The sequence below is a fragment of the Pseudomonas sp. S2_B10 genome, from assembly GCF_054668425.1.
In genome coordinates this window covers 2,342,465-2,353,894 of record NZ_CP162768.1, presented here as the reverse complement: position 1 = coordinate 2,353,894, position 11,430 = coordinate 2,342,465, and the positions used below count along the sequence as shown (strand labels likewise).

Annotated in this window: 7 protein-coding genes and 1 tRNA gene; 1 reads left to right on the top strand and 7 read right to left on the bottom strand. The window is 59.6% G+C overall.

Annotated elements, in window-relative coordinates:
• Nucleotides 1-103: 103 nt before the first annotated feature.
• The 6 genes from AB4O45_RS10580 to rpsU form a co-directional block, all read right to left on the bottom strand.
• A complete protein-coding gene (locus AB4O45_RS10580; protein WP_041476707.1) occupies nucleotides 104-565 on the bottom strand; it encodes an Lrp/AsnC family transcriptional regulator in 462 nt (153 codons plus the stop codon).
• Between the two features lie 454 nt (nucleotides 566-1,019).
• A tRNA-Ile gene (locus tag AB4O45_RS10575) sits at nucleotides 1,020-1,096 on the bottom strand.
• 15 nt (nucleotides 1,097-1,111) lie between these two features.
• Nucleotides 1,112-4,858, bottom strand: coding sequence for a bifunctional diguanylate cyclase/phosphodiesterase (locus AB4O45_RS10570; RefSeq protein WP_460161376.1), 3,747 nt, complete (start codon nucleotides 4,856-4,858; stop codon nucleotides 1,112-1,114).
• A gap of 125 nt (nucleotides 4,859-4,983) precedes the next feature.
• Nucleotides 4,984-6,831, bottom strand: coding sequence for an RNA polymerase sigma factor RpoD (gene rpoD, locus AB4O45_RS10565; RefSeq protein WP_024014550.1), 1,848 nt, complete (start codon nucleotides 6,829-6,831; stop codon nucleotides 4,984-4,986).
• A gap of 67 nt (nucleotides 6,832-6,898) precedes the next feature.
• A complete protein-coding gene (gene dnaG / locus AB4O45_RS10560; RefSeq protein WP_252887988.1) occupies nucleotides 6,899-8,863 on the bottom strand; it encodes a DNA primase in 1,965 nt (654 codons plus the stop codon).
• Nucleotides 8,864-9,349: 486 nt separating this feature from the next.
• On the bottom strand, nucleotides 9,350-9,565 hold the full coding sequence (gene rpsU, locus AB4O45_RS10555; protein ID WP_002551877.1) for a 30S ribosomal protein S21: 216 nt from the start codon (nucleotides 9,563-9,565) through the stop codon (nucleotides 9,350-9,352).
• Nucleotides 9,566-9,764: 199 nt separating this feature from the next.
• On the opposite strand from rpsU, the gene tsaD reads away from it, so the two are divergent.
• Nucleotides 9,765-10,790 (top strand): tRNA (adenosine(37)-N6)-threonylcarbamoyltransferase complex transferase subunit TsaD, encoded by a 1,026-nt coding sequence (gene tsaD, locus AB4O45_RS10550; RefSeq protein WP_457265080.1) that lies wholly within the window; start codon nucleotides 9,765-9,767, stop codon nucleotides 10,788-10,790.
• Nucleotides 10,791-10,813: 23 nt separating this feature from the next.
• Here tsaD and plsY read toward each other — a convergent pair whose 3' ends face one another.
• Complete coding sequence (gene plsY, locus AB4O45_RS10545; protein WP_186568892.1) at nucleotides 10,814-11,383, bottom strand: glycerol-3-phosphate 1-O-acyltransferase PlsY; 570 nt, start codon at nucleotides 11,381-11,383, stop codon at nucleotides 10,814-10,816.
• Nucleotides 11,384-11,430 lie beyond the last annotated feature (47 nt).

Below are 11,430 nucleotides of genomic sequence, written 5' to 3'. Positions count from 1 at the left end.
ATTGTGCAGATTGACGATTGCAGGCTGCATACCGACCAAAGTGTGGGAGCGAGCCTGCTCGCGAAGAGGCTCTGAAATTCACCCGAGAAGCTCGATCAAAATCTTAAACCGGCTGACCCCGATCAATCTTGCTACTCAGAATGATCGACGTCGTGGTCTTCTCCACCCCATCGACGCTGCCAATCTGATCCAGCAGCTGATCGAGCTGCTCCGGCGAATCGGTGCGTAACCACGCCACATAATCAAACTCGCCACTCACCGCACACAACTGCTGCACCTGCGCCATCGCACTCAAACGCCGCAACACGTCCTTGCCGGAACGCGGCTGCACCTTGATCCCGACGTACGCCTGCAAGCCACCATCGACCACACGCTGACCAAGACGCACGCCATAACCGGTGATCACTCTGGCCTTTTCCAGCCGGGCCAGGCGCGACGTCACCGTCGTGCGAGCAATGCCTAGCTGACGGGCGAGCATGGCCACGCTTTCGCGGGCGTTGATTTGCAGCGCGGCGATTAGCTGACGGTCGATTTCGTCGAGGATGGGTTGGCGGGTGTCTGGCAAGGTGGGCTCCGATGGCGTGGGCGATGAGATTGCCGATGGTACAGGGTCAAGCGCATTGGGGCATATTTGGAACCCATCGCTCGATGAGAGGGATAACGGCTGTGACGGTTGCTCTTGTCAGGTTCAAGGGCTATGATCGGTACGTCAGCACAGACCGGAACTTTGTAAGCAAAGGGTGTTGATTTCGGTGGCGCAAGCCACTCCTAGCCAGTGAGCGGGATAAGCGGGAAACCGTAAAAGGACAGGCCGATATTTCAGATTTACAGAAAGCCCCGTTGCGCAAGCATCGGGGCTTTTTGCTTTCTCTCACACGGATTTTTGTCTAACCGCTCAAAACCGCAGCTTAGGATCTTTCCTACAGCTCTGGTTAGGTCTTCCGAACATTGCGCCCGCCGAGACGAAACCCAACCACTCGCCCACAAAAAAGCCGCGCATCAAGCGCGGCTTTTCAATTTGGTGGGCCCACACGGACTCGAACCGTGGACCAAAGGATTATGAGTCCTCTGCTCTAACCAACTGAGCTATAGGCCCTCAGTAGGCCGCGGATTATAGCGACGGTTTCGCGGCTGTGCTATCCGAAAAATCCGATACGGTTATATGCAGAAACGTCGCGGCGAATTCGTCCGGGGGCAGCGGCAGGCTGACGATGTAGCCCTGGATCTGTTCACAACCTTCTGCGGCGAGGAATTGTTGTTGCGCCTGGGTTTCCACGCCTTCGGCAATCACGGTGAATTGCATGCTGCGGCCGAGCGCGATGATGGCGCGCACAATGGCCGCGTCGTGGGGGTCGTCAGGCAGTCCGCGGACGAAGGACTGGTCGATCTTGAGGATGTCCAGCGGCAGGCGTTTGAGATAGCTGAGCGAGGAGTAGCCGGTGCCGAAGTCATCGATCGCCAGTTGCACGCCGAGGTGTTTGAGCTGGTGCAGCACTGCCAGCGCCTCTTCGGCCTGACTCATGATGAAATTCTCGGTAATTTCCAGTTGCAGTAAATCCGGCCTGAGGCGGTTGTCCTTGAGCAGTTGCTCGATGCGCACCAACAGGTTCGGCTGACGCAGCTGCGCGCCAGCGAGGTTTACCGAGAGCGGCCCGAGCGGTTGGTAGATCCGGCTCCACTCGAACATTTGCCGGCAAGCGGTTTCGAGCACCCAGTCACCGATCTGCAGGATCATGCCGTTCTCTTCGGCCAGCGGAATGAAATGCTCGGGCGGCACGTCGCCGAAGGTTGGGTGGCGCCAGCGAATCAGCGCCTCTGCACCGACCAGACTGTGGTCGACCAGGCTGATTTTCGGTTGGTAATAGAGAAACAGCTCATCGCGCTCGATGGCGCGGCGCAGTTCGTGTTCCAACGCTACGCGCTCGCTGGCTTGGGCGGTGAGGTCGCGGGTGTAGCTTTCGACGCGGTTACGCCCCTTGGCTTTGGAGCGGTACATCGCCGCGTCGGCGTTTTTCACCAGTGTGGCGACATCGCAGCCGTCGCGGGGATAAAGGCTGGTGCCGATGCTCGCGCTGATAAAAAACTCGTGTTCGCCGGCCTGGAACGGTGCACCGAAGCAGTTGAGCAGTTTCGTCGCGATGTTGTCGGCGTCGCTGGCTTGCTGCAGGCCCGGTAGCAGAATGATGAACTCGTCGCCGCCCAGCCGCGCGACCGTGTCGATATCGCGCAATTGTTCTTTCAAGCGCACGGCAATGCCCTTGAGCAACAGGTCGCCGACCGGGTGGCCGAGGCTGTCGTTGATGTGTTTGAAACGGTCGAGATCGAGAAACAGCACGGCACCCTGGCCGCCATTTTCCTGCTGGCTGGTCAGGGCCATTTGCAGGCGGCTCTCGAACAAGGTGCGGTTTGGCAAGCCGGTGAGCGGGTCGTGGTGAGCCTGGTAATCGAGCTTGGCCTGGGCATGCTTGAGGCTGGAAATATCGGCGAACACCGCGACGAAGTGGGTGATGAACTTGTCGCGATTGCGCACGGCGCTGATGGTCAGCCAGCTTGGGTACAGCTCGCCGTTCTTGCGCCGGTTGGAAATCTCGCCCTGCCAGTGGCCTTCGTCGGTCAATTGGTGCCACATCGCCGCGTAGAAAGCGCTGTCATGCAGCCCTGACGCCAGCAAGCGTGGCGTGTGGCCCAGCGCTTCACTTTCGCTGTAACCGGTGATTTCGGTGAAAGCGCGATTGACGGCGCTGATGTGTTGTTGAGTATCGGTGATCAACACGCCCTCGGCGGTGCTCTCGAAAACGGTCGCGGCCTGCTGCAGTTTTTCCTGCATGAGATGGCGTTCGGTGATGTCGCGGGCGATGGTCAGCATGCAATCCTCGTCGCCGATCGGCAGCGGTCGACTGGACACTTCGCACAGGCGAATCTGCCCGTCGCTGCGACGGATGTGGCAAGTGAAGTCGCGGACAAACCCGTCGCGCTTTAGCAGATCGAGCATCTGCTTGCGTTCGTTGAGGTTGACCCAGATGCCCAGATCCAGCGTTGAACGATCCACCGACATGGCGCTGTTGAAACCAGTGATACGACTAAAACCTTCGTTGACCTCCAACAGCAGGCCGTCGCTCTGGCGCGACAGCAACAGGCCATCCGGCGACGCATGGAAAGCCTTGGCGAACTTCTCTTCAGAGGTTTGCAGTTGCTGTTGGGTTTCCTTGAGCTGGCTGATGTCGCGAACTACCACCACCAGCGCCGGGGTGGTGTCGAGGTCGAAAGGCTCGGCGGAAATCAGCCCGGTGAACAATTGGCCGTTGTTGCGGCGAAAGGGCATTTCCAGATTACGGATGCTGCCGGCCTGCAAACGCTGCAAGAGGCCCGGCCCCACCCCGGGGATGCCCCAGATATTGAGGTTGGTGGCGGTCTGGCCGATCACCTCCTCGGCCCTAAGGCCGATCTGCTCTTCGAAGGCCTCGTTGACCTCCAGCAGGCAGCCGTCGGACAGGCGTGCAATCACCAGAATGTCCGGGCATTGCTCGAACACCGAAGCGAACTTCTGCTCGGACAGGCGCAGCGCTTCTTCGGTGCGTTTGATTTCGCTGATATCGATCATCAACCCGCGCATCACCGGTTCGTGGCCATGCTCGATCAGGCTGACAATGTCGCGCACCCACAGGCAGCGGCCGTCGGCGGTGATCACGCGATAATCGACGATGTGATCGCGGCCCTGGCGCAGCGCTTCCCTGCAATAGTTCTGCGTGCGGGTCAGGTCGGCCGGGTGAATGATGTTGTGCCAGAAACCCGGAATCAGCCAGTGAGACTGTGGATACCCGAGCAGGTCTTCAGCATGGGGCGAAACATAGCTGTAGGTGAAGTCGCTCATCCGCGCTTCCCAAGCGATCGCCGACAAGCTCTCCACCAGACCGCGGTAGTGATATTCGCTGCTGCGCAATTCCTGTTCGAGGTCGATGCGCCGGCTGATTTCCGAGCTCAGGCGGCGGTTGATGCGAATCACCACGGCCAGCACCGTCATCAACAACAACAGGCCGGGCAGGCCATACATCAGCAGATCTGACCAGAACGTGCGGTGGTCGAGCACATTACCGACCCAATGTTCCTGAATGCTGCTGATTTCCGCCGGTGTCATGTCGGCCAGGACTTTATCGAGAATGCCCACCAACATCTTGTTGTAGCGGGGCACGGCCATCGCCAGTTGATAGCGATACGGGGTCTCGCCACTGACGTAGAGCCCGTCAAGCTTGAGCTGGCGCAGGCTCCACACACTGGAAGCCAGGTCGCCAACCACCGCGTCCACTTCATCGGTCGCCAGGGCTTGCAGCGCCGAACTGACATTGGGCATGGCCACCAGATTCAGATCGGGATGGTGAGTGCGCAGCAGTTCGTGAGGAGCGTAGTTTTCCACTACGGCGATTTTCAGACCGTACAGGTCGTCGAGTTTGCGCGGCTGGGCCCCGCCGACATGGGCCAGAATGACGATCGGGAAGTCGAGGTACGGCCGGGTAAATGACAGGTAATTCTGGCGTTCCGGCGTGGACATGATTCCCGGCAGCAAATCGATCTTGCCTTTTTTGACCTGCTCCAGCACCACCGTCCAGCTTGCCGGTTCGATGGGCGTCAGCTTGATCGCCAAACGTTGGCGAATCACGTCGATATAGTCAGCGGCGAGACCCTGATAGCGGTTCTGGTCGTCACGAAATTCGAAAGGCGGCCACGACGCGTCGACACCCAGGCGCAAGTCAGGGTGAGCCGCCAGCCAGCTGCGTTCTTCATCGGTGAGAGTCAGCGCGTCAGCCGTGGCGGTGCAGATCATCAATGACAGCAGAAAAAGCACGGGCGCCAGTCTGGGCATAACGCTCTCGTCAGGGCTTGGGATGATTGTTTCGAGTGTAGACGGGGTACGCGACGGGGAGGGCGGAGCGGGGAATTTAATCTGCCATAAAACAAAACCCCCGGCCTGGGCCGGGGGTTCTGGTATCACTCGTCGAGGAAGGAGCGCAGATGCTCGCTTCGCGTCGGGTGGCGCAGCTTGCGCAGCGCCTTGGCTTCGATCTGACGGATCCGCTCACGCGTTACGTCAAACTGTTTGCCCACCTCTTCTAGCGTGTGGTCGGTGTTCATGTCGATACCGAAACGCATGCGTAGTACCTTGGCTTCACGGGCAGTGAGGCCGGACAGCACTTCGCGAGTCGCTTCCTTCAGGCTTTCCACTGTGGCGACATCGATTGGCGACTGCATGGTCGAGTCTTCGATGAAGTCGCCCAGATGGGAGTCTTCGTCATCACCGATCGGGGTTTCCATGGAGATCGGCTCTTTGGCGATCTTCAGTACCTTGCGGATCTTGTCCTCAGGCATTTCCATGCGTTCGCCCAGCTCTTCCGGAGTCGGTTCGCGACCCATTTCCTGCAACATCTGCCGGGAAATACGGTTGAGCTTGTTGATCGTCTCGATCATGTGCACCGGGATACGGATGGTGCGCGCCTGGTCGGCGATCGAGCGAGTGATCGCCTGACGGATCCACCAGGTGGCATAAGTCGAGAACTTGTAACCGCGACGGTATTCGAACTTGTCCACCGCCTTCATCAGGCCGATGTTGCCTTCCTGGATCAGATCGAGGAATTGCAGGCCGCGGTTGGTGTACTTCTTGGCGATCGAGATCACCAGACGCAGGTTGGCTTCAACCATCTCTTTTTTCGCGCGGCGGGCCTTGGCCTCACCGATCGACATGCGACGGTTGATGTCCTTGATTTCTGCGATGGTCAGGCCGGTCTCGGTTTCCAGCGCAATCAGCTTCTGCTGGCAACGGATGATGTCCGGCTGCACGCGACCGATGGCTTCGGCGTACTTGCTCTTGCCTTTGGCCAGGGCGTCGGACCAGCTTTCGTCGACTTCGTTGCCCGGGAACTGACGCAGGAAATCGGCGCGCGGCATACGTGCATCACGTACGCACAGCTGCATGATCGCGCGCTCTTGCTGACGCAGGCGATCCAGGGCACTGCGTACACGCTCGACCAGGGCTTCGAATTGCTTCGGCACCAGTTTGATCGGCATGAACAGCTCGGCCAGGGCCAGCAACTCGGCAACGGCTGCCTTGTTGTGACGACCGTGCTTTTTCAGGGCCTTGCGGGTGATTTCCATCTGGTCGGCGACGGCACCGAAGCGCTGCGCAGCGATGACCGGATCCGGACCGCTTTCGGCTTCTTCTTCATCGTCGGAAGATTCGGCATCATCGTCGTCGGTATCGTCGTCGGCCTTGACGGCTTTCGGGTCAACCGGCGGCGGCACTTCTGCCGCAGGCGGCGCGATGCCGTCGTCCGGGTCGATATAACCGCTCAGGACGTCGGACAGGCGACCACCTTCGGTGGTGACGCGGGTGTACTCGGAGAGAATGTGGTCAACCGTGCCTGGGAAGTGCGCAATCGCGCTCATCACTTCACGAATGCCTTCTTCGATCCGCTTGGCGATTTCGATTTCGCCTTCACGGGTCAGAAGCTCGACCGTACCCATTTCACGCATGTACATGCGCACCGGGTCAGTGGTGCGACCGATATCGGTCTCCACCGCCGCCAACGCAGCGGCTGCTTCTTCCGCAGCGGCCTCGTCGGTATCGGCGTCGGCCAACATAAGGGCGTCCGCATCCGGAGCACTCTCGTGTACGGGGATCCCCATGTCGTTAATCATGCGGATGATGTCTTCCACCTGCTCCGGATCTGAAATATCCTCGGGCAGGTGGTCGTTGACCTCGGCGTAAGTCAGATACTTCTGCTCACGACCCAGTTTGATCAACTCAATAATACGAGACTGCTGTTGCGCTTTTCCGGACATAACACCCTATCCACTGAAGGTCTTGGCGGGCAAAAAACAAGCCGAGGATTATACCTGAGCTATGACCTCACGCGCCAGTTGAGGTCGGGTTTGATGCGGAAACATTGCGACTTAAAAGGTCGCGCAGTTGATTTTTCTCTTCGACGCTCAGTTCGCTTTGCCGCGCTTTCCTGAGTAACTGTTCGAGATTTCGCTCGCGTTGGCGGGCGGACAAGCTAGTAATGGTGTCGAAAAACTGTTGTTCAAGGTTATCTCCGTCAATCAGCCATTCCTTTTCTGCCAGCGCCTTGAGCAAGCGACCCTGTTCAGTACCGTGCCATCGCGCGATCAGCTGAAATGAGTTTAGCTTGGGATTCTTCTGTACGGCTTCGAGCAGGGCCACAAGCAGCTGGGCGTTGGTCTGATTTTCATCGGCAATGTGCCCGGCGTCTTCGACGCGCTTGGCCAGTTGCGGATGATGGAGCAATGTTCGCAGTGCCGTCAGGGTTGGCGATTCAACGCCAATCGGCGTACGCGGGCGCTGCTGTTCGCGATCGCCACCACGCTTGCCGTTCTTGTCCCACGGTTTCTTGTCCCACTTCTTGCCGCCGGCGCCGGGTTTCTTCGGCGTCCATTCCTGCTGCGGCACATACATGTCCTGTGCCTGCGGCTGATGGTAGTCGCTGTAGTCCGGCATGGCGTCATAATCGAAGCCCGGATCGTAGGCGGGCGGTGCTTCCTGCGGCGCACTCTGAACCAATTGGCTGACGGTTTCGCTGCTCAGGCCAGTGATTTCGGTCAGGCGCTGACGCATGAGAATACGCAGGTTTGCGCCCGGCACCTTGTCGATCAATGGTGCGGCGAGGGTGGCCATGTGCGCCTTGCCCTCAAGAGAGCGCGGGTCGGATTCTTCGGTCAGTTGCTGGAAAAAATAATCGGCCAGCGGCTGCGCGTGCTGATTGATGCGCGCCTTGAATGCGTCGGTGCCTTCCGCGCGAACCAGGGTGTCCGGGTCTTCGCCTTCGGGCAAAAACAGGAACCGCGCGCGACGACCGTCCTGCAGGCACGGCAGGGTCGCTTCCAGTGCACGCCAGGCTGCGTTGCGGCCGGCCTGGTCGCCGTCGAAGCAGAACAACACGTTCGGGACGACGCGGAACAAGCGCTTGAGGTGTTCTTCGCTGGTCGCGGTACCCAGCGTGGCGACGGCATTGCGCAAGCCTTGCTGGGCGAGGGCTATGACGTCCATGTAACCCTCGACGACGATGATTTCGTCGAGGTTGCGATTGTTCTTGCGTGCTTCATAAAGGCCGTAGAGTTCCTGGCCTTTATGGAATACCGGGGTTTCCGGTGAGTTCAGGTACTTGGGCTTGTCGTCGCCCAGTACGCGACCGCCGAAGGCGATGATCCGTCCACGGGTATCGCGAATCGGGAACATCACGCGATCGCGGAAGCGGTCATAGCGTTTGCCGGTTTCGGCGTTCTCGATCAGCAGGCCAGCTTCGATCATGGCCTTCTGTTGCAACGTGTCGCTGCTCAGATGCTTGAGCAGGTTGTCCCAGCCCGGCGGCGCAAAACCGAGGCCGAAATCCCGAGCGATCTCGCCCGTCAGCCCGCGCCCCTTGAGGTAATCCACCGCAGCCTTGCGCGACGGATGACTCTTGAGTGCCTGCCGGTAAAAATCAGCGGCGGCGGTCAGCAGCGGGTACAGCGGCGAATCGGTCGGCTGGCGCGGCTTGCGCTCGCGACCGCTTTCTTCGCGGGGGATTTCCATGCCGGCGGCTTTGGCCAGATCTTCGACGGCCTGGGGGAAGTCCAGGTTGTCGTGATCCATGAGAAAGCCGAGGGCGTTGCCGCCGGCGCCGCAACCGAAGCAGTAATAGAACTGTTTGTCGGGGCTGACGCTGAATGACGGGGTTTTCTCTTTATGGAACGGGCAGCAGGCGGTGTAGTTCTTGCCGGCCTTCTTCAATTGCACGCGCGAGCTGACCACGTCGACGATGTCGGTGCGGTTCAGCAGGTCGTCAATGAAGCTCTGGGGAATCAGCCCGGCCATGGCGTTCTCGTCGTCTGCGCTGCAATAAATCCGTTGCGACAGGCCGTCGGACGCGGGCCATTGCTGGAAACGCACAAAAAGTGCGGCTCGACCGGTGTCGTCTGCGTAATCGCTGTCGGGAAGTGTATCTGCCGAAAATCCACTGACGTTAGTACCTATCAGTCTTCGACTATGTGAAAGTGTTGCGCTGAATCCGCTGACGGCCGATTGTCGACCTCGGATAGCTCAATAAAGCGGGCACGCATGCAGGTGCCTTGGGCTGATCGTCGTAAGAGGAATCAGTGGGTGTGCTCGTCAGTAGCCTTGAAAGGCTCGTCAGAAAAGACGTGCACCGCTGGCAAAAGAGCCAGGCCTGACGCGGTGAAGCAGATTTGTCTCGGTCGCATCGGCGGCGTCGACGGTGAAGCATCAAGCGTTTTACGCAAATGCCATTAGCCCGGCTGAGGGCCGGGCTTAGGCAAGAAGCTTGCTACGAACGTCTGTGGATTAGTACAGACGAACGGCGCGGCGCTGTTCGCGCTGAACTTTCTTGGCGTGACGCTTAACAGCGGCTGCTGCCTTGCGCTTACGCTCAGAAGTTGGCTTCTCGTAAAATTCGCGGCTACGAACTTCAGCCAGTACACCGGCTTTTTCGCAGGAGCGCTTGAAACGACGCAGAGCTACGTCGAAGGGTTCGTTCTCTTTTACTTTGACGGCTGGCATCCAGAGCTACCTTCATTCATTACCGGGGTCAACATCCTCGCGGCAAAAGAGCACTTGAAGACGTCGGTTTTTAAGGGTTGCGGATGTTAACCCCTCATCGCTCGGAATGCAAAGCCTCTGATCGAAAACCGCTGGTCGGGGCATCACGTGGCGACTATTATGCGCGCCTTCGAATTCAGCCTAAACAAGGCGCAAACCCATGCTAGTACTGGGATTAGAAACCTCCTGCGACGAAACCGGCGTCGCATTGTATGACAGTGAACGCGGTCTGCTGGCCGACGCGCTGTTCAGTCAGATCGACCTGCACCGTGTCTATGGCGGTGTGGTGCCGGAGCTGGCCTCGCGTGACCACGTCAAACGCATGCTGCCCTTGATCCGTCAGGTGTTGGCCGAGGCCGACTGCGTGCCGACCGAGATCGATGCAATCGCCTATACCGCAGGTCCTGGCCTGGTCGGCGCGTTGCTGGTCGGTGCTTCCTGCGCGCAGGCGCTGGCGTTTGCCTGGGGCATTCCGGCTCTCGGTGTGCACCACATGGAAGGCCACTTGCTGGCGCCGATGCTGGAACCGAAACCGCCGGAATTTCCGTTCGTCGCTTTGTTGGTTTCCGGTGGTCATACCCAGTTGGTTCAGGTCGACGGCATTGGCCAATACAGCCTGCTCGGCGAGACGCTCGACGATGCGGCCGGCGAAGCTTTCGACAAAACCGCGAAGATGATGGGCCTCAATTACCCCGGCGGGCCGGAAATCGCCAAGCTGGCCGAGAAGGGCGTCGCAGGACGTTTCACCTTTCCGCGTCCGATGTGTGATCGCCCGGGTCTGGACTTCAGTTTCAGCGGCTTGAAAACCTTCGCCCTCAATACCTGGCAGCAATGCGTCAGCGCCGGGGACGACGGCGAGCAAGCCCGTTGCGACATCGCGCTGGCGTTCCAGCAGGCCGTGGTGGAGACTTTGACCATCAAGTGCAAGCGCGCCCTGAAACATGCAGGCATGAAGCGACTGGTGATTGCCGGCGGCGTCAGCGCCAACAAGGCGTTGCGGGTTTCGCTGGAAAAGATGCTCGGCGATATGAAGGGTGATGTGTTCTATGCGCGCCCGGAGTTCTGCACCGACAATGGCGCGATGATCGCATTTGCCGGTTGCCAGCGCCTGAAGGCCGGCCAGCAGGAAAGTCTGGCCATCACCGTGCAGGCACGCTGGCCAATGGAGCAGTTGTCGGCGCTGTAATGAGCGACGCTCATGGACGGCAGTCAGAAATGCCGTTCGCGCCCGGCAAACAGGTCGCGTAGATTGCCGCGATGGCGCCAGACAATCAGCAAGGTCAGCGCGCTCATTGGCAGCAAGGCTTCCGGCTCCTGCCAGGCCAGCAATGGCAGGGTCAGTGGCGTGGCAATCAGCGCCGCCAGCGAGCTGGTGCGAGTCAGGTAGAACGTCAGCAGCCAGGCGCACACCGCCAGCAGCGCGGCGGGTGGATACAGACCGAGCAGCATGCCGGCGGCAGTGGCAACGCCTTTGCCGCCGCGAAAGCGAAAGTACAAAGGGAACAGGTGACCGATCACGGCGCACACGCCAATCCAGGCCTGATCCTGCAGTGAAAGGCCCGCGCCCGAGGCGATCAGCACCGGCAGCAGGCCTTTGCACAGATCACCGAGCAGGGTCAGGATCGCCAGTTTGCGACCGGCCAGGCGCAGCATGTTGGTGGCGCCGGCATTACCCGAGCCACTCATTCGCGGGTCCGGATTTCCGGTCAGGCGGCTGAGCAAAATGGCAAAGGACAGCGAGCCGAGCAGGTAGGCGAGAATCGCCAGTAGCCAAAACATGCTAACTATTCCGGGCGAGGACGCCCTGATTCTAACGGCGCATCGCG

Bases quoted from the DNA above. Each gene is read 5' to 3' on its own strand.
- AB4O45_RS10570 (WP_460161376.1), bottom strand. From the start codon at position 4,858: ATGCCCAGACTGGCGCCCGTGCTTTTTCTGCTGTCATTGATGATCTGC.
- rpoD (WP_024014550.1), bottom strand. From the start codon at position 6,831: ATGTCCGGAAAAGCGCAACAGCAGTCTCGTATTATTGAGTTGATCAAA.
- dnaG (WP_252887988.1), bottom strand. From the start codon at position 8,863: ATGGCCGGGCTGATTCCCCAGAGCTTCATTGACGACCTGCTGAACCGC.
- rpsU (WP_002551877.1), bottom strand. From the start codon at position 9,565: ATGCCAGCCGTCAAAGTAAAAGAGAACGAACCCTTCGACGTAGCTCTG.
- tsaD (WP_457265080.1), top strand. From the start codon at position 9,765: ATGCTAGTACTGGGATTAGAAACCTCCTGCGACGAAACCGGCGTCGCA.
- plsY (WP_186568892.1), bottom strand. From the start codon at position 11,383: ATGTTTTGGCTACTGGCGATTCTCGCCTACCTGCTCGGCTCGCTGTCC.